Below are 22,841 nucleotides of genomic sequence, written 5' to 3' on the forward strand. Positions count from 1 at the left end.
ACTTGCTGCGCGGCCTGCTTTGCGTGGCCTCCCCGCGCGGCCTGTTTTGCGTGGCCTTCCGCGCGTGGCTTCTGTGCGCGGCTTTTTGTGTGTGGCCTCCGCTGTGCGGTCTCTCTGCGCGGCCTCCCTGCGCGGCCTGCTCTGCGTGGCCTTCCGCGCGCGGCCTCGCTGCGCGGCTTTCTGCGCGTTCTCTCTGCGCGGCGTGCGTGTGCCGGTGGGCCTCTTCAGTAGTGCAGCAGCTCCCACGGTTCGAGCAGCTCGCCCTCGGCTTCGGTGACGAGCCGGAGCTCGCTGCGGTACGCCGGGCCGCGGCGGGGCGGGCGGCCGGCACTGCCGTCGGGGCGCGGCCCGAGCTGCCGGGCCACCTCGGCCAGCACTACCCCGCTGACCAGGCGATACCGGCTCGGACCGGGGACCTGCACGTATTCGACAGGCAGCCCCGGCGGCGGCGCCCAGTCGCCGTCCGGGACGACGATGAGCGTGCCGGCGCCGGTCAGGTCGACCCGATGGATCGGCGGCCCGGCACCGGAGTCCGAAGAGCAGATGACGATCCGGGTGTGCTGCGAGCCGACGCCCTCGCTGCGCAAGACGCGCAGCGGATTCCGATGACTGCGCGCCGCCGCCCGGCCCTCGGCCCGCACCGGGCGTGCAGTGTCGAACCACACCCGCTCACGGTCCGCCACGGCCACCGTCGACCAGCCGAACGCCGCGGCCGAGCGCAGCGAGCTGCCCGCCTCGACGTGGTCGCGAGGCCCGGCCAGGAGCACGGCCGGCCGATGGGACTCGGGCCGCGAACCGCGCGCCGCCCGCCGACCGGCCGCACCGCACAGGTAGTACAGCGCAACCGCGGCCGCGGTGGCCACGTTGAGCGTATTGACCCCGCGCCCAGGCATGGGAATGTGCACCGTCCGCGCCGCCGCGCGCAGCAGATCGGGCCGAATCCCGCGCCGCTCGTTACCGACCACGACAGAAGCTCCACTGTGGACCTTCCCGGTCCGGTACACCGACTCCGCACCCGGCGCGTTGTCGACCGCAATGACCGGCGGCGCGAGCTGCACGCTCCGGTCGCGAAACGCACACGGCACACCGAACATCGCCGCCGCCTCGAGCAACGCCTGCACGTTCGCCGGATTCTCGATACCGTCACCGACAAGCGTCACCATGCACCCACCGCCGTCCACGCCGCCCACGCCGTCCGAGTGCATGCCGTGCGCAGCCGGCCACGGTGTTCGTGCGCCACCGTGCCGTCCACGCCGTCCACGCCGTTCACGATGTCCACGTCGTCCGAGTGCGTGCCGTGCGCGGTCGGCCGCAGTGTATGTGCGTCGTGTTGCGGTCGCCGCCGTGCACGTTGTCCATGTGTGCGTATGTCCGTATGGGCGCGTGTTCGGGTGTGCGCATGTCCCTGTGTGCGCCGTGTTCGGGCGTGCGCGTGTTCAGGTGTGCGCCGTTTCCGGGTGTGCGCCGTGTTCGGTGCGGGTCGTGTTGAGGTGTGGGTCGTATGTGGGTGGCTGCGGTGTTCACGGGTCGTCATGCGGTGGCCGCTGTCCATGCTGTGCGGGTGTACGCCGCGTACAGGTCGGCGCGGCGCTCGTGGTCGGCTGTGCGCATGACCGGACGCGGCTTGTTCGCGGCGTGCTGGATTGTGTGATGTCCGATTTCGTGCATGAGCCCGTCGAAGAGAACAAAATCGCGCAGTGCGCGGTCAGGCCAATCGACGCGGGTGACGTCCGGCCCGGCCGCGATCAGTGCACCGGCGCGCTCCAGGCGCTCCCGAGACGCCGGAGTGAGACCACCGGCCAGCACCCACGGCGGGGTCGGCTGCTCGAAGAGCCGGACCAGCCCCGGCGCGCGCAGTTCGGCGACGGGCGAGCCGAAGCCTGGTAAACCGGGACGCTGGCGCAGTTCGATGCGGCGCAGCCCGTAAGTGGCGGCCGGGCCGAAGAACGTCAGGACCCGGACGATGTCCGCGGGTGACGCGGGATGGACGAAACCGCGACGCGGCGGGCACACCTCGACCGGCACGTGGCCGGCCCGGCGGCCGGCGGAACGAGCGGCCTTGTGGGCATACGGAGCGGTTTGGGCGGTACGGCTCAAGAGGCGTTCACGCGCACGTTGTATCAGCGCGCCGGCCGAGTTCAACAGCGATTTTCGACACACGCCGAGAAGTGGAAACGATCACGGAGCGTCATCTAGCGTGGTTACTGGATCGATACAGAGAACATCCGAGAACAGGAGATGCCAATGCTTCCGCTGCCTCCCGTCCAGCCCGCCGCCGCCCGCCAGCTCCTGCGTGACGCGTGGCGCAAGTTCGACGCCTGGACCCTGCGCGCCTTCAACGCCCGCTAGGTCAGAACGCGCTGTTCGCGCAGCGCGCTGTTCGCGCAGCGGGCTGTTCGCGCAGCGCGCAACGTGCAGCCCGCGCAGCCCGCGCAACGCGCAGCCCGCAGCCCGCGCAACGTGCAGCCCGCGCAGCCCGCAGCCCGCGCAACGTGCAGCCCGCGCAGCGCGCAGCCCGCGCAGCGCGCAGCCCGCGCAGCGCGCAGCCCGCGCAGCGCGCAGCCCGCGCAGCGCGCAGTTCGCACAACGCGCAGTCGGCAAAACGCGCAGTATCGACGTTCGGCGCGCAAATGTGCATCGGGCTGGACGTGCGGGTCGCAAGACGTGCAGTGGGGGATGCGCAGTACGTAACCAGCGTCACGTTGCAGCAGTGCCGTGTCACATCGGGGTGGTCGTGCGGGTCGACCGGGTATGACGACACCAATCGTGGTCACCGGCGGTACTGGGACGCTCGGCCGCCTGCTGCTGCCCCACCTGCTCGACGCCGGCCGGTCGGTCCGGGTCCTCACGCGGAGACAGCCGGCCGGCCCGGCGTCGAGCGGTTCAGCGTCGAGCGACTCAGTGCCGAGCGGTTCAGGCTCTCGCGGCTCAGTGCCGAGCGGTTCAGCGCCGAGCGACTCAGTGCCGAGCGGTTCAGCGCCGAGCGGTTCAGCATCCGTTGGTCCTGCGTCGGCGGGTCGGCCGGCGGTGGTTGAGTATGCGATCGGCGACCTGGAAACGGGCACCGGCGTCGTCGAGGCCCTGGCTGAAGCGGACACCGTCGTGCACTGTGCCGGCTCGGCCAAGGGCGATGACGTCAAGGCCGCGCACCTCGTCGGCGCGGCCGTGCGGGCCGGGGTGAAGCACATCGTGTACATCTCGGTCGTCGGGGCCGAGCGCGTGCCCGTCCGCAGCGCCGTGGATCGGGCGGCGTTCGGGTACTTCGGGGCCAAACGGGCGGCCGAACTGTGCGTCGCCGAGTCCGGTATCCCGTTCACGACGCTGCGGGCCAGTCAGTTTCACGAGCTCACGCTCGCCACCGTGCGGCAGTTGGCCAAGCTGCCGGTCGTGCCCGTGCCGGCCGGTGTGCGGTTCCAGCCGATCGACGGGGCCGAGGTCGCCCGGCGCCTCGCCGAGCTGGCCCTCGGTGAGCCGGCCGGGCTCGTGCCCGACATCGCCGGTCCGCGCGTGTACGGCTTCGACGAGCTCGTCCGCTCCTACCTGCGCGCGGCCGGGAAGCGGCGGCCGATCCTGCGCGTGCCGATGGGCGGCGGGGCCTACCGCGCGATCCGGGCCGGGGCGAACCTGGCGCCGGACCGGGCGGTGGGCGTGCGCACATGGGAGCAGTATCTGGCCGCGAACCGCTAGAAGGCGGCCAGAGCAGCCGGTGTGCGCACCCGTCCGCGAACCGTCAGAAGGCGGCCAGAGCGGCAGGCGCGCGCACGTGGAAGCAGTACCCGGCCGCGAACAATTAAAAGGCAGCCAGAGCGGCCGGTGTGCGCGGCCGTCAGAAAGGCGGTCAGAGCGGCAGGCGTGCGCACCCGGGAGCAGGACCCGGCCGCGAACCGTCAGAAGGCGGCCGGGGCGGTGGCCGGCGGGCGGCTGCCGGCCATGGCTCCGACAAGCGTGACGAACGTCAGGAAGTTCGGCACGTCGCGGATCTTCCGGCCGCCCAGGATCGCCTTGCCGCCGGGGCGCTGCAGGCGCAGGCCGCCGTTCTCGATCTTCACGCCGGCGACGTCGGTCCATGGGGCCTGCCGGCCGCGGTTGGTCACGCCGGCCGCGGTGACCGTGTAGGCGCCGAACGGGATCGCGTGGCCCGACTGCAGGTAGCGGACGGCCCGCGGCACCTGGACGCGGGCCACCTGCTCCTGCAGGATCGGGCCCAGCACCGCCATGTCGGCGGAGAAATTGTTGAGGGCCAGGCTGCGGCCGTCGGCGAAGTCGAGCAGATACGCGTAGTTCGTGTTGGTCGTGGCGCCGTACACCTGCTGCCGGATGATCGACTGGTAGATCGAGATGATCTGGTCCCAGCGGTACGCCTGGACGCCGGCCGCCGTCGCCCGCACGAAGCCGTGCTGGAACAGGTGGAAGCCCAGCTGCCGGGCCTGCTTGGACACCAGCGGCGAGCGGGCGAGCGTCCACGCGAAGCCGCCCACGGACACGACGGTGAGGGCGCCGAAGATGACGAGCGGGGCGGCACCATTGCCGGCGGTCGCGACCAGGAGCGCGATGCAGATCAGCGCGAACACACCCAGCCAGAGCAGCAGCGCGGAGCGCTTGCCCGGCTGCATCGAGCAGGTGTACCCGCCCAGCTGCGCCGCGTACGCGGCCTGCACGGCGTCGGCCGGAATGGCCTGGGGCGGGGCGGCGGGCGCCGGGGCGGGCCCGTCCGGCGGCATCGGCACGCTCAGGATCGCGCGGGTGGCGACCTGCGCCGCGGCCCGCTCGCGCTTGCGGCGCTGCCCGGCGAGGACCTGCTGGACAGCGAGGCCGAAGAACCCGGCGACGAGCAGGCCGCCGATGATGCCGCCCTGGCGCTGGTCCGCGGCCCGCACCTCGTCGTAGTCCTGCACCAGCCGGGTGCCGTCGTCGGCAGTGCGGACGCAGATGTCGCCGGGGCTCATCACCTTCCCGCCGTCGCCGCATGTCACGTCGCCCGTGCCGGAGACGAGGAACCCGGTGATGCCGAGAAAGATCACGCCCATGACGGCGCAGATCACGGCCATGCGGAACTGCGGAATCACGCTGCCAACCCCCGAGTCAAGAGGCCTCGTAGAGCGCGACGTACCGGCGGTAGAGCGCATCGGCGAGCGTCCCGAGGCGGTGCGCGGAGATGATGTCATGCCCCAGGCCCCATTGGGAAGGCAGCGTGTCGAGGGTCAATGCGGCACCGGCGGCGGCGGCGATCCGGGCCGGGAGGCCGAACGCCAGGTCGCCGTCGACTGTCGTGTCACCTGGGGCCAGGACGGCGGCCACCCGGTGCGGGCCGGTGGCCGGGAACCGCCGGGGGAGCCCGGCCGCGATCCGCAGATACTGCGCGACCGCCCTGTACGAGTACCCCCGCGAAGAATGCTTGTCGGGTATGAGGCGGTGTCCATAGAGGACACGCAGGGCCGGTCGGGCGGCGGGCGGCACCTGTGATCGGTGGGGTGCGTAGAGCGGGGCCAGCACCACGAGGCGGCGCACGGACGCGGGGTGGCGGGCGGCGAGCCAGGTGGCGAGGACGCCGCCGCCGGAGACGCCGAGCACGCCGGTCTCCGCGCCGAGGGCGGTGGCGGTGGCGAGGCTTTCGGTGGCGTAGGCGAGCAGGCCCCGGGCGGTGATCGTCGCGTGGCCGTCGGGGTCGAGCAGGCCGTGACCCGGTGCGCGCGGGACGACGACGTTGTACCCCTTGCCGTAGAACAGCGCCGCGAGAGGGGCGAGCTGCGCGGGCGAGTGCGTGTAGCCGTGCAGCAGCAGCACCGACCGCTCGCGCTTCGAGCCGTGCGAGAGTACCCGGGTGTCGTGGCCGTCCTTGATCACGGGGACGAGGGTAGGCCGACCTCGAGGCGGTAGCCGATGCCGGGCTCGGTCACGAGGTAGCGCGGCCGCGACGGGTCCGGCTCCAGCTTGCGCCGCAGGTTGGCGAAGTGCACACGCAGGTAGTTGGTCTCCGTCTCGTAGCGCGGCCCCCACACCTCGCGCAGCAGCCGCTTGTGCTCGACGAGCTTCCCCTCGTGCCGGGCGAGCACCTCGATGAGATGCCACTCGGTCGGCGTGAGCCGCACCGGCTGGCCGTCCGCGCCTGTCGCCTGCTTCGTCGACAGGTCCAGCCGGAAGGCGGCGGTCGCGATGACCGGGGCGGTGGGCGCCGGCGTGGCCCGCCGCAGCGCCGCGCGCATCCGGGCCAGGAGCTCGTCCATGCCGAACGGCTTCGTCACGTAGTCGTCGGCGCCCGCGTCGAGCGCCGCGACCTTCGTCGGGCCGGTGTGCCGGGCGGAGAGCACGATGATGGGCACGCTGCTGTACCCCCGGATGCCCGCGACGACGTCGAGCCCGTCGAGGTCGGGCAGGCCCAGGTCCACGACCACGAGGTCCGGCGGGTGATCCGCGGCCGCGGCGAGCCCTGCCGCCCCGGTCCCGGCCGTGCTCACCCGATATCCCCGGGCCGCGAAGTTGAGCCGCAGCGCCCGCAGCAGGGGCTCGTCGTCGTCGATGATGAGAACGCTCATGCTCATGCCCTGGGTAGCCCCACCGTCACAGTCAGTCCGCCGCCGGGAGTTTCGGACGCTTCGACGGTACCGCCCATCGCCTCCGTGAATCCGCGGACGATCGCGAGGCCGAGGCCAAGGCCCGTGCCGCCACTGTCGCCCAGTCGCTGGAACGGTTCGAACATCAGGGCCCGTGCCTTCGCGGGTACTCCCGGTCCGTCGTCGATCACGCGGAGTTCGACGCGATCGCCGGCCGCCGCACCCGTGATGCGCACGTGCGGCGCGGCGGCGAGCGCGTTGGCGACGAGGTTGGTGATGACGCGCTGCAGCAGACCGGGATCGGCCCGAGCGAGCGGCAGGTCGTCCGGCACCCGGTTGTCGACGGCGAGGTGGATGACGACCGCGGCGACCGCCGCGTCGAGAGCTGTCGGTTCGGCGTGCACCGCCAGGGCCCCGGCCCGCAGCCGGCTGAGCGACAGCAGGTTCTCCACGAGCGCGGTCATCCGGTCCGTCGAGTCCTCGACGGTCTCCAGCAGCGCGGCCTCGTCGGCCGGGGCGAGCTCGAGCTCCGGGTCCCGCAGGGTCGCCGCGGCCGCCTTGATGCCCGCCAGCGGTGTACGCAGGTCGTGGCTGACCGCGTCGAGCAGCGCGGTGCGCAGCCGGTCGACCTCGGCGAGCTCCCGCGCCCGGCCCGCGGTCTTGATGGCCACGGCGACCGCCGCCGCCACCAGCATGTAGACGATCAGGACGACGACGTTGTCGACGCTCGCCACGCCAAGCGTGTGCAGCGGCGGGACGAAGAAGAAGTTCACCACCAGATCGGCGGCCACCGCGGCCCCGAGCGCCGTCCACAGCCCACCCGCGGCGGCGGTGGCGGCGACCGGGATGAGGTACAGCAGCGTCACGGACGCCAGGGACACGTGGGTGCGCAGCGGCTCCAGCACGAGGGTCGCCGCGGCCAGGCCGGCCGCGGCGACGACTGTCCCGCGGACGCCTGCGCTGCGCATACGGCTCCAGTCTGCCAGGCTCGGGCTCGGCTGTTCGGCCGGTACGCCAGGGAGGCCCGCGCGTGCCAGACTCACCGCCGTGCACTCCACTCGCCGTGTCGGCCGGCGCGCCGTGCTCGGCGCCGGGTTCGCCGCATCCGTGGCCTCGCTCGGCGCGTGCGGCGACGACCCGGCCCCCACGGCGGGCTCCGGCCCGTCGGCCCCGGCGGATGCCGCGCAGGACGCGGTCGCGGCCGGCGCCGTCACCGACGGCCAGGGTGGCGTGGCCGGACTGAGCCCGTCGGGCTCGGCGAGCGCCGCGGCGAACGGGCAGATCCTGTCGGCGCCCTACAGCGGCAAGCTCGTCGACACCCTGAAGCACTTCCTGGTGCCGACCACCGAGAACCCGAAGCATCCCGGCTATGCGGGCGCCGTCGTCCTGGTCAACGTCGGCGGCAAGGTGACCACCCACGCCGCCGTGGGCGACGCGCTGCGCTACGGCGCCGGGCCGGTCGAGCTGGCGCCGAAGTCGCGGGTGGCGATGCGCCCCGACTCGATCTTCGACGTGGCGTCCGTGACGAAGGTGTACACCACCATCCTCGCCCTGCAGCAGGTCGATCGCGGCAAGCTGGACCTGGCCGCGCCGGTGTCGTCGTACCTGCCGGCGTTCACCGGCCCGGGCAAGGACGCCGTCACCGTCCAGATGCTGCTCACCCACACCAGCGGCCTGCCGGTCGGCCCGTCGATCCCGGAGACGTCGAAGCGGCCGGACGTGGCGGCGCGCTGGGAGTACATCGTCTCGACACCCCTGGCCGACGGCGTCGCACCGGGCACCCTGTTCCGCTACACGAGCCTGGGCCTGCTGCTCATCCAGCAGATCCTGGAGAAGCTCACCGGCAAGCCGCTCGAGCAGCAGGTGAAGACCGAGCTCACCGGCCCGCTCGGCCTGCGCGACACCGGCTTCAAACCCCTCGGCTGGCTCAGCGCCGCGGACCGGGCCGCCCGCCTGGTCGCGACCGACGCCCGTACCTCCCGGGGCCTGCTGCGCGGCACCGTCCACGACGACATCTGCAACGTCCTCGGCGGCGTGGCCGGCTCGGCGGGCATGTTCACCACCGCCGCCGACCTGTCGGTGCTGGGCCTGATGTTCCTGGGCGGCGGCCAGGTCAACGGCAGGCGCATCCTCGCCGAGGCCACGGTGCGCAACGCGCTCACGAACAAGAACAGCGGCCTGCCCGCCACGGACGTCGACCGCCCCGCCCGCACCTCCACCCACGGCATCGGCCTGGAGATCGACCAGCCCTGGTTCATGGGCCGCCTCGCCGGCTCCGGCGCCTACGGCCACACCGGCTTCACCGGCTGCGAGCTCGTGGTCGACCCGAAGCGCAGCCTGGTCCTGGTGCTCCTGACCAACCGGGCCCACCCGAACTGGAGCTGGGCCAACCCCGACCCGACCCGCGTGGCCGTCGCCAACGTCATCGCCGACGCCGGGTGACGACCCCTCGTCACCACCCGCGCTCGGCGCCCCGGATATTGATCGTCATGTACTTCGCGGCCGCATCGGGCCAGGATGCGACGTATGGAGACCGATCGCGAACTTCAGAACCAGCCGGCTGCCACGCGGCGCGCGATCCTGGCCGCCGCGACCGCCGCGGTGCCCGCCGTCGCCCTCGCCGTGACCGAAGCCGCACCCGCGCACGCCGCCGAGGCGGGTGGCGTGCCGGGTGCGGACTTCGACAGCGGCGGCCCGGGGCGGCGGCCGCAGCCCCAGGCCCCCGACCGCGAGCTGCGCCGGCTGCTGGGTGAGGTGGACGAGCACCGGATCCGCGCGAGCGTCACCCGGCTCGTGGCGTTCGGCACCCGGCACACGCTGTCGAGCCAGACTGATCCGGTGCGGGGGATCGGCGCGGCCCGGGACTGGCTGTACGCCCAGTTCCAGGCGGCCGCCGCCGCGTCCGGCGGGCGGATGACGGTGGAGCTGCAGTCGTTCGTCCAGCCGCCCGGCGCCCGCAACCCGGAGCCGGTGACCGTGACGAACGTCGTGGCCACGCTGCGCGGCACCCGCTCGCCCGAGCGCATCCACGTCGTCACCGGGCACTACGACTCGCGCGTCACCGACGTCATGAACTTCACCGCCGACGCCCCGGGCGCCGACGACGACGCGTCGGGCGTGGCGGTCGTGCTGGAGCTCGCCCGGGTCTTCGCCACCCGCCCGCTGGAGTCGACTGTCGTGTTCGCGGCGGTCGCGGGGGAGGAGCAGGGCCTGTTCGGTTCGACGTACATGGCCGCGCAGTTCAAGGCGGCCGGGGCGAAGGTGGCCGCGATGTTCAGCAACGACATCGTCGGCGCCAGCCAGGCGTGGGACGGCACCGCCCCCGACCCGCGCACGGTCCGCCTGTTCGTCGAGGGCGTCCCCACGAGCGAGACGCCGGCCCAGGCGGCCACCCGCCAGAGCGTCGGCGGCGAGGACGACGGCCCGTCCCGCCAGCTCGCCCGCTTCGTCCGCGACGTCGCCGAGAACGACGCCACCGGCATGCGCATCCGCGTCGTCTGGCGCCGCGACCGCTTCCTGCGCGGCAGCGACCACATCCCGTTCCTGCAGCAGGGGTACCCGGCCGGCCGCTTCACCGAGCCCCGCGAGAACTTCGACCACGAGCACCAGGACGTCCGCGTCGAGAACGGCAAGCAGTTCGGCGACCTGCCCCAGTTCTGCGACTTCGCCTACATGGCCCGCGTGGCCCGGGTCAACGCCGCCACCCTCTGGTCGCTGGCCCAGGCGCCCGCCGCACCGGCGGGTGTCGGCATCGTGGCCGCCGTCCTGACCAACGACACCACCCTGCGCTGGACGAGAGGCACCGAACCCGACCTGGCCGGCTACGAGATCCTCTGGCGCGAGAGCACCGCCCCCGACTGGACCCACGTACTCCCGGTCGGCGACGTCACCACTGCCACCGTCGACGTGGTGAAGGACAACGTCCACTTCGGCGTCCGCGCCGTCGACACCAACGGCCACCGCAGCCCGGTCACCTACCCCCAGCCGGTCACCTGACCACAGGCCCGCCGCCCGGGCCGGTGATCCGGGCCACGGCGGCGGTGCAGGCGTCGAGCCAGAGGTCGTCGTCGTGGCCCCAGGAGCTGTCACTGTGCGGCTGCCGGTCCGGCGCGTCGATGGCCGCCCGCAGCGTCGGCAGTGCCGCGGCGGCGGCCGGCCCGATCTCGCCCAGGCAGGCCACCGCCGCGAGGCCCAGGGGGCGGCTGGTGGTGTGCCGCAGCAGGGCCGGGACGGCGCGTTCGGCGTCGCCCGTCGCATGCCAGTAGGCGACGGCCGCCCGCATGGACGTCCAGTCGTCGTCGTCCGTCAGCAGCGCGGCGATCAGCGGGGCCAGGGGCCCGGCGGCGCGGCCGGCGGCCGGCAGGGCGTGCAGCGCCTCGTTGCGCTGCCACATCCGCTCGCCGCGCAGCCCCTCCTCGGCCACGGCGAGCAGGGGACCAGGGTCGCCGGTGACGCGGGCGTAGGCGGCGGCCGCCGGCAGCCGGACCGTCAGCTCCGCATGGCCGAGGAGCCGGCGCAGCTCGGGCAGTGCCGGCGCCGCCGTCGCGCCCAGCCCGCCCAGGGCCTCGATCGCCGCGGCCGGCGGCTGCTCGACCCGCAGCATCGCCACGTAGTCCGGGACGGCACCGGCCCCGATGCGGACGGCGGCGGCGATGAGCACGTTCTGCTCGTGCCCGGGCCGCGCCCGCGCGATCGCCGGGATGATCGCGGCCCGCGTCTCGGTCGCCCAGGACCCGAGCCGGGCCAGTGCGGGCTGCACCGCCGGCAGATCGAAGACCAGCTCGGCGGCGGCGTCCCCGATGCCGGACATCCGCTCCCGCACCGCCCGGTGCCACCCGACCGCCGGGTCCCGCTCGCCGGCCGCCGCGGTCAGCAGGCCCAGCCGCTGCTCCGCCGACGGCGGCGCCGCCGGGGGAGCGTCCGGTGCGGCCAGCACCCGGGCCAGCAGCCCGTCGGCCCGCGCGTCGGCGATGGAGACCAGCGCCGTCAACGCCCGCGCCGCCGTGGCGTCGAGGCCCGGGCTCCGCTCGATCAGACCCCACAACGCATCGGCCGAGCGCGCACCCGCGGCGCGGCCGGCGGCGGCAAGGTGGGTGGCGGCCCAGTGGCGGACCGCGGGCTCCGGGTCGTCGAGACGGGCGGCCAGCAGCGGGGCCAGCGCCGGGGTGGCGGCGCGCCAGGTGCGCATCGGGTCCTCGGCGGCGTAGACCGCGCCGGAGCGCACCGCCGGGTCGGGATGCTCCAGCCAGGCCGCGAGGACCCGCACCTGGGCGCGCCAGTCCGGCCCGGCGACGCTCAGGACCCAGGCCAGGGGATCGTCGCTCTCCCACGGCAGCAGCGGCACGCTCGGCAGCGCCGCCGGCGCGTCGCGGCCGAGGATCGCGGCCAGGGAGCCGGTCACCGCGCCGCCGTTGAGGGCGTGGGCCATGGCGGCCGCGACCCGGGGCAGCGGCTCGGGATCGTCCAGGTGGGCCGGGTCGACCACCGCGCGGGCGCTGAGGGCCAGCATCGCCGAGGCCCGCACGACCGGGCTCGGATCGTCCGCCGCCCGGGCCCGCAGCGCCGCCGTGTCCGTCGCGGCGGGGTCGAGGGCGGCCAGGGTGTAGGCCGCCGCGGCCCGGACGTCCTCGGCCGGGGAGGCCGACAGCAGACGCGCATAGGCGGGGCGGCCGGCGCTCACCGCGGCGCGGGCGGCGGCGACCCAGGCGAGCTCCTGGGCGATCTGCGCCGCGAGCTCGTCGCTGCCCTGTTGGGAGGCCGGCAGGTAACGCTGGTGCACGTCCATGTACGAGGAGCCGCCGGCGATCGCGGCGAGCAGGCGCAGTATCCCCGCGACGTCGGCGGCCGGCGCATCGAGCAGCTCGATGAGGAACGGCACAGCGAAGGCGGTGGCCTCGTAGACGGTCCCCTGGTGCCAGATGTTGCCGTAGAGCGCGTGCAGCGCCTCGGGCTCACCGTCGGCCAGGCGCCGCAGCAGGTCGGGCACGTCGTCGGCCTCGCCGTAGGCGTGGGTCAGGTCCGGCCACGCCACCGCATCCAGTTCCCGCAACATGCCGCGCACGCTATCCGCCGGGTACGACACTTTTTCCGCGTGCGCGGTGTGCTGCGACGTTCACCCGGTTGGCGCACGCCGTCGAGCAGAAGCGCCGCCGGCCGTTGCGGGACGTGTCGACGTACACGACGGTGCAGCCGGGGCGCGTGCACCGGCCGAGCCGCGACCCGCCGGCCCCGCAGACGGCCACGGCGAGCCCGCCGGCGACGGCCGCGCTGATCCGGGCGACGGGGTCGTCGGTGCCGGTGATGTAGTGCAGGTGCGGGGTGTTGCCGTCGTGCATCGAGACCCGTACGGAGGTGGTGGCCCCGGCGAGCAGCCCGTTCACGACCGCGACCTGCCGCTCGACCGAGGGCTCGCCGAACAGCGGCCGTACCCCCTCCAGCCAGGCGGCGAGGGCCGCGGCCTGCACGGTGTCGAGGTTGCGGGTGGCCATCTCGTGCGCCGTCAGCAGGTGCCGCAGGACCGCCGGGGTCAGCGAGGCGGTGTTCAGCAGATCCGCGGCGAGGAACGTCCCCGATCCGCCGTAATGGTTGAAGTGCACAAGGCCATTACAGCACGCTTGGGTGCATGGGACACTGCAGCACGTGCGGCCGGGCGGCGACCCGGGCCGCGACCGAGTCCACGCACCTGACGTCGGAGGGGATCGTGCGGTACCGCCGCTGCTCCTGTGGCACCCGCTGGGTCGAGCTGGCCGAGTTCGTGGTGGCGCAGCGCACGGAGCTCAAGCCCGTCTAGGCTGGCGCGGTGCGAGCGATCCAGTGCGCGCGGTTCGGCGGCCCCGAGGTCCTGGAGCTCGTCGAGACGGGCGAGCCCTCCGGCGACGGCCTGCTTGTCGAGGTCAGCGCGGCCGGCGTCAACTTCGCCGACACGAGCCGGATCGCCGGCTCCTACCACCCGGTGCCGCCGCTGCCGTTCATCCCCGGCACGGAGGTGGTGGGCCGGACCGGCGACGGCCGCCGGGTGCTCGCCCACACGTTCACGGGCGGTGGCTTCGCCGAGCGCGTGCTCGTCGCGGCGGATGCGGCGGCGACCGTACCCGACGACGTCACCGACACCCAGGCGCTCGCCCTGCTCGTGCAGGGGCTCACCGCCTGGCACATCCTGCGCGGCAGCGCCCGCCTGGCCGCGGGGGAGACGGTCGTGGTGAACGCGGCCGCCGGCGGCGTCGGCACCCTGGCCGTGCAGCTGGCCCGCTGCTTCGGCGCCGGCCGGATCATCGCCGCCGCCTCCACGCCTGAGCGCCGCGCGCTCGCCCTGTCCCTCGGCGCCGACGCGGCGGTCGACGGCGCCGCGGACGGGTACGCCGACCGCGTCCGCGCGGCCAACCACGGCCGCCCCGTCGACGTGATCCTCGAGTCCGTCGGCGGCCGCGTGTTCACGGCGGGCCTGGACGTGCTGGCCCCGTTCGGCCGGCTCGTCACGTTCGGCAACGCGTCGCGGGAGGGCCGCCCCGCGCTCGACCCGGGCGACCTGGCCGAGCGCAACCTCGCCGTCGCCGGCTTCTGGCTGCGCCCGGCCCTGGCACTGCCGGGCGCCTATGCCGAGCCGCTGCGCGAGCTGTTCACGCTGACCGCCGAGGGGCGGCTGCGCCCGCAGGTCGGGGCCGAGTACCCCCTGCGGGAGGCGTCCCGCGCCTTCACCGACCTGCTGGCCCGCCGCACGACCGGCAAGGTGGTGCTGCGCCCGTAGCGGGTGCGGTGGGTCCGCCGGCCGCGACGCCGGCGCGGCGAGGGTGTGGTTTTCCGCAGGTGCACCGGGCGGCCCGCCTCATGGTTCCGGCGGGCCGGCCGCCCTAGCGTCGCAGGACATGAGCGGATTCGTGAGCGTGGTCGCCGACTGGGCGACGTCGATGATGAACGCGCTGGGCAGCCCCGGCGCCGGCCTGGCCAACGCGCTCGACAGCATCTTCCCCATCCTGCCGAGCGAGGTCGTCCTGCCCGTCGCCGGGTTCGCCGCGAGCCGGGGCGAGCTCGGCCTCGCGGCCGTCATCGTGTGGACGACGATCGGTTCGGTGGCGGGGTCGCTCGTCGTGTACGGCGCGGGGGCGTGGCTGGGCCGGGACCGCGTGCGTGCGCTCGCCGCCCGGATGCCGCTGGTCAAGACGGCCGACGTGGACCGGGCGGAGGCGTGGTTCGCCCGGCACGGCGGCAAGACCGTGCTGCTGGGCCGGATGCTGCCGGTGTTCCGGGTCCTGATCTCGGTGCCGGCCGGCGTCGAGCGGATGCCGCTCGTGCGCTTCATCGGCTACACGGCGATCGGCAGCGCGGTCTGGAACACGGTGTTCGTCGTCGCCGGGTACTCCCTGGGCGAGCACTGGGAGCGGGTGGAAGCGTACGGCAGCCTGCTGTCCAAGGCGGTGATCGCGATGGTGGCGGCCGCCGTCATCGTGTTCGTGGCCGTGCGGCTGCGTCGGCCGGCGCGGCGCGGATAGGGTCCGCGGGTGGGCATCGCGAGGCGCTGGGCGCGCACGGCGTTCGGGGTGGGGGTCGGCGCGGCGACGGTACCCCTGGAGATGCTCGTCGTGCTTCCGGCCTCGCTCGGCATCGCCACCCGGCCCGCGCGGGCGCTCACCGACCTCGCGCTGCGGCGCATCGGCGTGAGCGTCGACTACCCGCCCGGGCGGGCCGTGCGGTTCCTCGCCGTGCGCTGGGTCGTCGGGCTGCTGGGCGGGGCCGTGCTGTTCCTGCTGGCGCTCGGGGCGGGCACGGCCGTGCGTGTCGTGTGGGGCTGGGCGCGGGGCGAGGAGCCCGACGGGATCGCGCCGGCCGCCTGGATCATCGCGTACTTCACGGTCGTGGGCCTGGTCCTGCTGTTCGCCGGGCTGCAGGGCCTGGCCGGGGTGCTCTCGGCCGAGCGGTGGCTGGCCCGCAACCTGCTCGGCCCCACCCGGCGCGACAGGTTCGAGCAGCGCATCAGCGCGCTGGCCGCCAGCCGGGCCGCAACGGTGGCGGCCGTCGACGAGGAGCGCCGGCGGATCGAGCGCGACCTGCACGACGGGGTGCAGCAGCGGCTGGTCGCGCTGGGTCTGCTCCTCGGCCGCAGCCGCCGGGCCCGGGCGCCGGAGAAGGCCGACGAGCTGCTGCGCCAGGCCCACGACGAGGCGCAGCGGGCCCTCGAGGAGCTGCGCGAGGTCGCCTGGCGCATCTACCCGACGATGCTCGACGAGCACGGGCTGCCCGCCGCGCTGGAGGCCGTGGCCGAGCGGTCCGCACTGCCCCTGCGGCTCGAATACGACGTCGCCGCCCCGCTCGGCCGGGCCGTCGAGACCGCGGTCTACTTCGTCGTGCGGGAGGCGGTGACCAACGCCGTGAAGCACTCGGGTGCCTCCGCGATAGCCGTGCTCGTCGGGTGTACCGCGGGCGCGGTCACGGTCACCGTGCGGGACGACGGCACCGGGGGCGCCGACCCGGCCGGCGGCGGCCTGACCGGACTGGCCCGGCGGGTGGCGGCGCTGGACGGCCGCCTGCAGGTCGACAGCCCGCCCGGCGGCCCGACAGTGGTGCGGGCGGAGCTGCCGTGCGCGTGACGCTGGCCGAGGACTCGGCGCTGCTGCGGGAGGGCCTGGTCCGGCTGCTCGCCGACGAGGGCCACGAGATCGTCGCCGCCGTCGCGGACGCGCCCGGTCTCCTGGCCGCGGTCGCCCGGGACCGGCCCGACGTGGTCGTCGTGGACGTGCGGATGCCGCCCACCCACACCGACGACGGGCTGCGCGCGGCACTGGAGATCCGGGAGCGCTGGCCCGGGGTTGGCGTGCTGGTCCTGTCGCAGTACGTCGAGCGGCGCTACGCGACCGAGCTGATGGGCTCGCCCGGCGCCGGGGTCGGGTACCTCCTGAAGGACCGGGTGGCCCAGGTCGGCGAGTTCCTGGACGCCCTCGAACGCGTGGCCGGCGGCGGCGCCGCGTTCGACCCGGAGGTGGTCCGCCGGCTGCTCGCCCGCACCAGCCACCACGACCCGCTGGCCCGTCTGACGCCGCGGGAGCGCGAGGTGCTCGCCCGGATGGCCCAGGGCCACACGAACGCCACCATCGCCACCGGTCTGGCCGTGTCCCTCAGCGCCGTGGAGAAGCACGTCAACGCCATCTTCGACAAGCTCGATCTGTCCCACACCACCGGCTACAGCCGCCGCGTCCTCGCGGTGCTGCGCTACCTCGGGTCCTGAACCGCGGCGGCCCTGACCTCGTGCAGGGCCCGGCGCGCGAGGGTCGGGTAGTCGTCGGTGTTCGCCGGGTCGCTCCAGCGGCCGTAGGCGATCGCCGCGGCCAGGGCGGCGAGCTGCGCTGTCACGCTCGCGGTCAGGCTGGGCACGCCCCGCTGCTCCAGGGCGGTGGCCATGGCGGCCGTGATGGCCAGGCCCTTCAGGGCGTCGCGCTCCTGCAGCTCCGGGTGGGCGGCGATCACGGCGCGGCGGCGGAGGCTGAAGGCGCGGCGGTCCGGGGTGAACGCCGCGCGGCCGGCGGCGTCCAGGGCCGCGGCCACCGCCTCCGGCGCGGTCGCGGTGGCCGGGGCGGCGCTGATGGCCCCCGCCACCAGGGCGGACATCGTCTCGCCGCCGAAGAGGACCTCGCGTTTGTCGCGGAAGTGGCGGAAGAAGGTGCTCTTCGTGAGGCCCGCGCGCTCGGCGATGTCGATCACCGAGGTCTGCTCGTAGCCGCGCTCCTCGAACAGCTCCAACGCGGCGAGCGCGAGGCGCTGCGGGGCGTCGGGTTGCCAGCGGGCCATGGCCTGAGTGTACGGTGATGGGACCAAGTCCCATCACTTGAGGGGTGCCGCATGAGCCGAGCCGTCATCTACCAGACGCACGGCGGACCCGAGGTCCTCCAGCTGCGCGACGTCCCCGAGCCGCAGGCCGGGCCGGGCGAGGTGCGGGTCCGTGTCACCGTCGCCGCGCTCAACCCGATGGACTGGGGGATCATGCGCTCGGCGCAGCGCGCGGCGATGTTCGGGCTCGGCGTGCCGGCCGGGTTCGGCTACGACTTCGCGGGCGTCGTCGACCAGGCCGGGCCCGGCGCCGAGGGGTTCGCGGCCGGGGACCGGGTGTTCGGGGGTGCGCTGGCGCGGGCGGTCGCCGATCACGTGGTGCTCAAGGCGCCCGCCGTGTGGCCGGACGCGCTCTGGCTCACGCCGGACGGGATCGGTGACGAGGTCGCCGCCACGCTGCCGGTGGCCGGGATGACCGCCGCGGCCGCGCTGGCGACGGTCGGGCTGCGGGCCGGGGACACCGTGCTGATCGGCGGGGCGGCCGGCGGGGTCGGCGTGTTCGCCGTGCAGCTCGCGGCGCTGGCCGGGGCCCGGGTGATCGGGACCGCGGCGGAGGGTACGTTCCCGTTCCTGCGGGAGCTGGGCGCGGAGGCGGTCACCTACGGACCGGGGCTGGCCGGCCGGGTGCCGGCGGGGGTGACGGCGGCGATCGACCTGTTCGGGACCGAGACCGCGCTGGCCGCGCTCGAGCTCGGGGTGCCGGCCGGGCGGATCGCCACCGTCGCGGCCGGTCCGAACCCGCCCGGCGGGGTGCGCGCCACCGGGGGCAGCGACGCCGCCCCGGACGAGATGGGGCGGCTCGTCGAGGCCGTCCTGAGCAAGCGGCTCACGGTGCCGATCGCGGCGACGTTCCCGGTCGAGCGGGTCCGCGCGGCCGTGCACCGGCAGATGGACCGCCACGTGCACGGCAAGGTCGTGGTCACGCTGTGACGGGCTCCGGCGCCGGGACCGGCAGGGTGAAGCGGATGCCGGCGCCGTCGGTGTAGGTGGGGTCGAGCCAGATGCGGCCGCCGTGGTGCTCGACGATGCGCTTGCAGATGGCCAGGCCGATGCCCGTGCCCGGGTAGACGTCGCGCGGATGCAGGCGCTGGAAGATGATGAAGATCTTGTCGGCGAACTGCGGCTCGATGCCGATGCCGTTGTCCTGGACGGCGAACTCGTAGAAGCCGTCGGCTTCCGAGAGCTCGACGGTGATCTTCGGCGGGACGTCGGGCTTGCGGAACTTGACGGCGTTGCTGATGAGGTTCTGCCACAGCATCGCCAGGAGCGTCGGGTCGCCCTGCACCACGGGGAGGTCCGGGGTCTCGACGGTGGCGTCCGTGTCCTCCAAGCGGACGGCGAGGTCGTTGCGGACGCGGCGCATGGTCGCGGCGAGGTCGACCTCGGTGACGTTGTCGTAGACGCGGCCGACGCGCGAGAACGCGAGCAGGTCGTTGATGAGCGCCTGCATGCGGGTCGCGCCGTCGACGGCGAAGCCGATGTACTGGCGGGCCCGGTCGTCGAGCTGGTCGGCGTAGCGCCGCTGCAGCATCTGGCAGAAGGATGCGATCTTGCGCAGGGGCTCCTGCAGGTCGTGGCTGGCGACGTAGGCGAACTGCTCCAGGTCGGAGTTCGAGCGCCGCAGCCGCTCCTCCTGCGCGCGGCTCTCGGCCAGAGCGGTCACCACCCGCTCGCGCATCGCCTCCACCGACTCGCCGAGCGCGGCCAGGTCGGCCGGGCCGACCGCCGGGACCCGGTGCTCGAAGTCGCCGTCGGCGACCGTGCGCACGGCGGTCCGGAGCCGGTCGAGGGGGCCGAAGATGGATCGCTGCAGCAGCAGGGCGATGACGAACAGCCCCACGAGCAGGCCGCCCACGATGATGGCGAAGATGGTGTCGCGGCGCTGGCGGGACGTGTCGAGCGCGTGGCGGCCGGCCGCGCGGGCCTCGTCGACGCGCTGCTGCAGCGCCGCGACGCCGCCGCGGATGCCGTCGAACGCCGACTTGCTGGTGACGACCAGCGGCGAGCGCGGGTCGGGGCTCGCGATGAGCGGCTGGGCGAAGTCGTTGCGCCAGCCGGCCGCGGCCCGCTCTACCGTCTCCAGGCCGTTGAGCGCCGCCGGTTCGTCGGCGAGCAGGCCGCGCAGCCGGTCGGCGAGGCGACGCTCGGTGGCGACGCCCTCGTGGTACGGGTCCAGGAACTGCTGCTCGCGGGCGAGGACGAAGCCGCGCACCGCCGTCTCCTGGTCGACGAGCGCCGCGCCGAGCTCGACGGCGGCGGTGGCGGCGGGGGAGATCCGCTGCTGGAGCCGGTCGGAGACGCGGGTGGTGTCGGCCAGGGAGGCGTACCCGGCCCAGGAGCCCAGCACGATCAGCAACGTCATCGCGCCGATCGTGAGCGCGAAGAGCCGCTGGCTGGTGAGCCGCCGTCGATCCGTCACGCGGTGCAGATTACGGCAGGCGGGGCCCTACCGCCCGGTGGGCAGCACTTCTTTGAGCCGGGTCCGCAGCCGCAGCCGCCCGCCGCCGGTCGTGGTGCAGCGCAGGTCGCCGCCGAGGTCGCTGTAGCGGGTCAGCAGGCCGTCGCGCAGCATCGGCAGCAGGCAGGCCCGCTTGCGCACGACGGTGACGGCGGCCAGCAGCAGATACACCCCGCTCAGGGCCAGCAGCTCACGGTCGTGCCATTGCGGCGGCAGTACCGCCCCCAGCACGAACTGCACCAGGAACAGCCCGACGAGCGCGAGCGCGGCCCGCAGGCTCAGCGTCAGCCCGAGCAGCAGTGCGATGGCCAGCAGCGACTGGGCCGCGGTCAGCAGCAGCTCGCCGCGCTGGGCCGGCTCGATCGGCAGGCCCGACAAGCCCCGGCTGGACACGGCGAACACCACCGGGAGCGTGCCGACCAGCAGCGTCCACTGGTTGACCTTCGAGGACACCAGGGCGCCGAGGGCCTCGGTGGTGTGCAGGCGGTAGGCGTACAGGCCGGCGACGAGCAGCTCGGGCGCCTCCGAGGCGAGCGGCGCCACCCACTGCACCAGCAGGAACTCGCTGATGCCGAGCTGCTGCCCGGTGTCGACGAGGGACTGCGCGAACGGCTCGGCGGCCAGCAGGATGACAACGGCGGAGACGGCGAACAGCCCGATGACCGTGGCCCGCCGCGGCACCTTGCCCAGGCCGCCGACCCACGCGGACGGCCCGACCAGGTCCGGCTCGCCGGCCGGGGCCCGCGACACCCGCCAGCTGTAGGCGACGAAGATCGCCACGAGGATCGCCGTGTCCCACAGCGTGAGCGTGCGCTTGAACGGCAGGACCAGGCAGTAGAGCGAGGCGAGGGTCAGGAACGCCAGGGGTACCGCATCGGCCCGCCCCAGCGTGATGCCGCGCTCCTTGGAGCGCCGCCAGGCGATCAGCACGACGACGGCCCAGCCGATGCCGACCAGGATCCGGTTGGCTCCGGTCATGTTGGCCAGCGCGAGGGAGCACGCGGGCGTGCCGTCGCCGCCGGGCGGGGCGCAGTCCGCCCCGTACCGGGCCGCCGCCTCGCCGCCGCGCCAGGTGAACACGAAGTCGACGGAGTACTCGGGCAGCACCGCGATCAGGGCCAGCACCGCCACCGCGAGGCCGGCCGAGACGTCGACCTGGGCCGCCTCGGCCGCCCAGGCCAGCACGAACGCCGCCCCGATGATGGCCCCGCCGAACACCAGCGCCGCCACCGGCGACGGCAGGTCGGCGCCGCCGAGTGCGACGACCACGCCGGGGACGGTCGCCGCGAGTGCCAGCAGGCCCGAGAGGGGCGGTCGTCGCATGGCAGCGGACTCTACCGGCGATCCGCTCACACCGCCCGGGCCGCGGCTCGGCCGGCGGTGCGGCCGGAGAAGAGACACCCGCCGAGAAAGGTGCCTTCGAGCGAGTTGTACCCGTGCATGCCCCCGCCACCGAATCCGGCCACTTCCCCGGCCGCGTACACGCCCGGCAGCGGCGTCCCGTCGGCCTTGAGCACCCGCCCGTCCAGGTCCGTCTCCAGGCCGCCGAGGGTTTTGCGGGTCAGGATGTTGAGGTGGACCGCGATCAGCGGCCCGGCCTCGGGGTCGAGCAGGCGGTGCGGGGTGGCGACGCGGATCAGCCTGTCGCCGCGGTAGTTGCGGGCGCCGCGCACGGCCGTGATCTGTGCGTCCTTGGTGAACGCGTTGGCCAGCTCCCGGTCGCGGGCCTCGACGGTCCGGCGGATCTCGGCGGCGTCGAGCGGTACCTCCGGAGCGATCTTCTGCATTTTGGCGATCAGCTCGTCGAGCGTGGCGGCGACCGCGAAGTCGGCCCCGTGCTGTTTGAACGCCTCCACGGGGGCGGGCGCGCCCTTCTTCACCCGCTGCAGGACCTGGCGGACGCTGCGGTTGGTGAGGTCGGGGTTCTGCTCGGAGCCCGAGAGCGCGAACTCCTTCTCGATGATCTTCTGGGTGAGGATGAACCAGCTGTGGTCGTATCCGGTGGCGGTGATGTGGCGCAGCGTGCCGAGCGTGTCGAAGCCGGGGAAGCAGGGCGCCGGCAGCCGCTTGCCCGTCGCGTCGAGCCACAGCGACGAGGGCCCGGGCAGGATCCGGATGCCGTGGCCCGGCCAGATCGGGTCCCAGTTGCGCAGGCCCTCGGTGTAGTGCCACATCCGGTCGGGGTTGATGATGCGCCCGCCCGCCGCCTCCGTGATGGCGAGCATGCGGCCGTCGACGTGGGCCGGCACCCCGGAGACCATGGTCTTGGGGGGCGGGCCGAGCCGCTCGGGCCAGGCCTTGCGGACGAGGTCGTGGTTGCCGCCGATCCCGCCGGAGGTCACGATGACCGCGCCGGCCGTCAGCTCGAACTCCCCGACCGCCGTGCGCGAGCTCGACTGTCCACGCGCGACGGTGGTGGGCTCCAGGACGGTGCCGCGGACGGTGCCGCCCGGCAGCAGCTCGTCGACGCGGTGCCGGAAGCGCAGCTCGACGTTGCCGGCGGCCCGGACCCGCTTCTCGAACGGCTCGACGATCCCCGGCCCGGTGCCCCAGGTGATGTGGAAGCGCGGCACCGAGTTGCCGTGCCCGTCGGCCGGCCCGCCGCCGCGCTCGGCCCACCCGACGACGGGGAACACGCGGTGGCCCATCGCCCGCAGCCAGGCCCGCTTCTCCCCGGCGGCGAAGTGCACGTAGGCCTCGGCCCACCGGCGCGGCCACTCGTCCTCGGCCCGGTCGAACTGCGCGCTGCCGAGCCAGTCCTGCCAGGCCAGCTCGGCCGAGTCGCGGATGCCCAGGCGCCGCTGCTCGGGCGAGTCGACGAAGAACAGCCCGCCGAACGACCAGTGCGCCTGCCCGCCGAGGCTCTGCTCGCCCTCCTGGTCGAGCAGGATCACCCGCTTGCCGGCGTCGGCCACCTCGGCCGCCGCCACGAGCCCGGCCAGCCCGGCACCGATCACGATCACATCCGCGTCCACGGGCACCAGGCTAAGGCAGGTCCCCGAGCCCGCAGCGCCGTG

21 protein-coding genes are annotated in these 22,841 nt (G+C 74.3%); 9 read left to right on the forward strand and 12 right to left on the reverse strand.

What is annotated here, in order from left to right; all coding sequences use genetic code 11:
* Positions 1-224: 224 nt before the first annotated feature.
* Positions 225-1,163 (reverse strand): TrmH family RNA methyltransferase, encoded by a 939-nt coding sequence (locus Dvina_RS15660; RefSeq protein ID WP_223103208.1) that lies wholly within the window; start codon positions 1,161-1,163, stop codon positions 225-227.
* A 367-nt stretch (positions 1,164-1,530) separates the two neighbouring features.
* Positions 1,531-2,160, reverse strand: coding sequence for a hypothetical protein (locus Dvina_RS15665; RefSeq protein ID WP_223103209.1), 630 nt, complete (start codon positions 2,158-2,160; stop codon positions 1,531-1,533).
* 591 nt (positions 2,161-2,751) lie between these two features.
* Between Dvina_RS15665 and Dvina_RS15670 the strand changes: the two genes are divergently transcribed.
* Complete coding sequence (locus Dvina_RS15670) at positions 2,752-3,687, forward strand: SDR family oxidoreductase (protein WP_223103210.1); 936 nt, start codon at positions 2,752-2,754, stop codon at positions 3,685-3,687.
* A gap of 200 nt (positions 3,688-3,887) precedes the next feature.
* Here Dvina_RS15670 and Dvina_RS15675 read toward each other — a convergent pair whose 3' ends face one another.
* The 4 genes from Dvina_RS15675 to Dvina_RS15690 are packed head-to-tail and all read right to left on the reverse strand — an operon-like array spanning position 3,888 to position 7,519.
* Positions 3,888-5,066, reverse strand: coding sequence for a DUF6585 family protein (locus Dvina_RS15675; RefSeq protein WP_223103211.1), 1,179 nt, complete (start codon positions 5,064-5,066; stop codon positions 3,888-3,890).
* Between the two features lie 16 nt (positions 5,067-5,082).
* Positions 5,083-5,844, reverse strand: coding sequence for an alpha/beta fold hydrolase (locus Dvina_RS15680; protein WP_223103212.1), 762 nt, complete (start codon positions 5,842-5,844; stop codon positions 5,083-5,085).
* Entirely contained in the window at positions 5,841-6,539 is a 699-nt protein-coding gene (locus Dvina_RS15685) for a response regulator (RefSeq protein WP_223103213.1), read from the reverse strand. Before Dvina_RS15685 ends, Dvina_RS15680 begins: the two co-directional genes overlap by 4 nt.
* On the reverse strand, positions 6,536-7,519 hold the full coding sequence (locus tag Dvina_RS15690) for a sensor histidine kinase (protein ID WP_246656237.1): 984 nt from the start codon (positions 7,517-7,519) through the stop codon (positions 6,536-6,538). The genes Dvina_RS15685 and Dvina_RS15690 overlap by 4 nt, the downstream gene beginning before the upstream one ends.
* 79 nt (positions 7,520-7,598) lie before the next feature.
* On the opposite strand from Dvina_RS15690, the gene Dvina_RS15695 reads away from it, so the two are divergent.
* Both Dvina_RS15695 and Dvina_RS15700 read left to right on the forward strand, forming a co-directional pair.
* Entirely contained in the window at positions 7,599-8,993 is a 1,395-nt protein-coding gene (locus Dvina_RS15695) for a serine hydrolase domain-containing protein (protein WP_246656238.1), read from the forward strand.
* An 84-nt stretch (positions 8,994-9,077) separates the two neighbouring features.
* Positions 9,078-10,547 (forward strand): M20/M25/M40 family metallo-hydrolase, encoded by a 1,470-nt coding sequence (locus tag Dvina_RS15700; protein ID WP_223103216.1) that lies wholly within the window; start codon positions 9,078-9,080, stop codon positions 10,545-10,547.
* Here Dvina_RS15700 and Dvina_RS15705 read toward each other — a convergent pair.
* On the reverse strand, positions 10,540-12,603 hold the full coding sequence (locus Dvina_RS15705; RefSeq protein ID WP_223103217.1) for a hypothetical protein: 2,064 nt from the start codon (positions 12,601-12,603) through the stop codon (positions 10,540-10,542). The two genes, Dvina_RS15700 and Dvina_RS15705, sit on opposite strands and share 8 nt — an antisense overlap.
* 10 nt (positions 12,604-12,613) lie before the next feature.
* Positions 12,614-13,147 carry a CGNR zinc finger domain-containing protein gene (locus Dvina_RS15710; RefSeq protein ID WP_246656239.1) on the reverse strand — a complete coding sequence of 178 codons (534 nt, stop codon included), beginning with the start codon at positions 13,145-13,147 and terminating at the stop codon, positions 12,614-12,616.
* A 26-nt stretch (positions 13,148-13,173) separates the two neighbouring features.
* On the opposite strand from Dvina_RS15710, the gene Dvina_RS15715 reads away from it, so the two are divergent.
* From Dvina_RS15715 to Dvina_RS15735, 5 genes are all read left to right on the forward strand, one after another.
* Positions 13,174-13,341 carry a hypothetical protein gene (locus Dvina_RS15715; RefSeq protein ID WP_223103218.1) on the forward strand — a complete coding sequence of 56 codons (168 nt, stop codon included), beginning with the start codon at positions 13,174-13,176 and terminating at the stop codon, positions 13,339-13,341.
* Positions 13,342-13,350: 9 nt separating this feature from the next.
* The gene (locus Dvina_RS15720) at positions 13,351-14,295 is read left to right on the forward strand and encodes an NADPH:quinone oxidoreductase family protein (RefSeq protein ID WP_246656240.1); all 945 of its coding nucleotides are present in this window, start codon (positions 13,351-13,353) and stop codon (positions 14,293-14,295) included.
* A 118-nt stretch (positions 14,296-14,413) separates the two neighbouring features.
* The gene (locus tag Dvina_RS15725; protein WP_223103219.1) at positions 14,414-15,037 is read left to right on the forward strand and encodes a DedA family protein; all 624 of its coding nucleotides are present in this window, start codon (positions 14,414-14,416) and stop codon (positions 15,035-15,037) included.
* Between the two features lie 9 nt (positions 15,038-15,046).
* Positions 15,047-16,132, forward strand: a complete 1,086-nt coding sequence (locus Dvina_RS15730) for a sensor histidine kinase (protein ID WP_246656241.1) — start codon at positions 15,047-15,049, stop codon at positions 16,130-16,132.
* Positions 16,123-16,767: a response regulator transcription factor gene (locus Dvina_RS15735; RefSeq protein WP_223103220.1), complete on the forward strand. Its 645-nt coding sequence runs from the start codon at positions 16,123-16,125 to the stop codon at positions 16,765-16,767. Before Dvina_RS15730 ends, Dvina_RS15735 begins: the two co-directional genes overlap by 10 nt.
* On the opposite strand, the gene Dvina_RS15740 is transcribed toward Dvina_RS15735, so the two are convergent.
* A complete protein-coding gene (locus tag Dvina_RS15740; RefSeq protein ID WP_223103221.1) occupies positions 16,752-17,327 on the reverse strand; it encodes a helix-turn-helix domain-containing protein in 576 nt (191 codons plus the stop codon). The two genes, Dvina_RS15735 and Dvina_RS15740, sit on opposite strands and share 16 nt — an antisense overlap.
* Before the next feature lie 51 nt (positions 17,328-17,378).
* On the opposite strand from Dvina_RS15740, the gene Dvina_RS15745 reads away from it, so the two are divergent.
* On the forward strand, positions 17,379-18,296 hold the full coding sequence (locus Dvina_RS15745) for an NADP-dependent oxidoreductase (RefSeq protein WP_223103222.1): 918 nt from the start codon (positions 17,379-17,381) through the stop codon (positions 18,294-18,296).
* Here the strand turns inward: Dvina_RS15745 and Dvina_RS15750 are convergent.
* Genes Dvina_RS15750 through Dvina_RS15760 form a run of 3 tightly spaced genes read right to left on the reverse strand, consistent with a single transcriptional unit; the run spans position 18,286 to position 22,799 of the window.
* Complete coding sequence (locus Dvina_RS15750) at positions 18,286-19,785, reverse strand: sensor histidine kinase (RefSeq protein ID WP_223103223.1); 1,500 nt, start codon at positions 19,783-19,785, stop codon at positions 18,286-18,288. The genes Dvina_RS15745 and Dvina_RS15750 overlap by 11 nt on opposite strands.
* A gap of 27 nt (positions 19,786-19,812) precedes the next feature.
* Complete coding sequence (locus tag Dvina_RS15755) at positions 19,813-21,147, reverse strand: sodium:proton exchanger (RefSeq protein ID WP_223103224.1); 1,335 nt, start codon at positions 21,145-21,147, stop codon at positions 19,813-19,815.
* Between the two features lie 26 nt (positions 21,148-21,173).
* Entirely contained in the window at positions 21,174-22,799 is a 1,626-nt protein-coding gene (locus tag Dvina_RS15760; protein WP_223103225.1) for an FAD-binding dehydrogenase, read from the reverse strand.
* Between the last annotated feature and the right edge of the window lie 42 nt (positions 22,800-22,841).

Origin of the sequence: Dactylosporangium vinaceum (assembly GCF_019904175.1) — a bacterium.
In the GTDB taxonomy this organism is placed as follows: Bacteria; Actinomycetota; Actinomycetes; order Mycobacteriales; family Micromonosporaceae; genus Dactylosporangium; species Dactylosporangium vinaceum.

What these genes read in the sequence shown, in the direction of transcription:
- Dvina_RS15690 (WP_246656237.1), bottom strand. Translation starts at nt 7,519, where the DNA reads ATGCGCAGCGCAGGCGTCCGCGGGACAGTCGTCGCCGCGGCCGGCCTG.
- Dvina_RS15745 (WP_223103222.1), top strand. Translation starts at nt 17,379, where the DNA reads ATGAGCCGAGCCGTCATCTACCAGACGCACGGCGGACCCGAGGTCCTC.
- Dvina_RS15670 (WP_223103210.1), top strand. Translation starts at nt 2,752, where the DNA reads ATGACGACACCAATCGTGGTCACCGGCGGTACTGGGACGCTCGGCCGC.
- Dvina_RS15705 (WP_223103217.1), bottom strand. Translation starts at nt 12,603, where the DNA reads ATGTTGCGGGAACTGGATGCGGTGGCGTGGCCGGACCTGACCCACGCC.
- Dvina_RS15725 (WP_223103219.1), top strand. Translation starts at nt 14,414, where the DNA reads ATGAGCGGATTCGTGAGCGTGGTCGCCGACTGGGCGACGTCGATGATG.
- Dvina_RS15660 (WP_223103208.1), bottom strand. Translation starts at nt 1,163, where the DNA reads ATGGTGACGCTTGTCGGTGACGGTATCGAGAATCCGGCGAACGTGCAG.
- Dvina_RS15685 (WP_223103213.1), bottom strand. Translation starts at nt 6,539, where the DNA reads ATGAGCATGAGCGTTCTCATCATCGACGACGACGAGCCCCTGCTGCGG.
- Dvina_RS15740 (WP_223103221.1), bottom strand. Translation starts at nt 17,327, where the DNA reads ATGGCCCGCTGGCAACCCGACGCCCCGCAGCGCCTCGCGCTCGCCGCG.
- Dvina_RS15715 (WP_223103218.1), top strand. Translation starts at nt 13,174, where the DNA reads ATGGGACACTGCAGCACGTGCGGCCGGGCGGCGACCCGGGCCGCGACC.
- Dvina_RS15700 (WP_223103216.1), top strand. Translation starts at nt 9,078, where the DNA reads ATGGAGACCGATCGCGAACTTCAGAACCAGCCGGCTGCCACGCGGCGC.
- Dvina_RS15755 (WP_223103224.1), bottom strand. Translation starts at nt 21,147, where the DNA reads ATGCGACGACCGCCCCTCTCGGGCCTGCTGGCACTCGCGGCGACCGTC.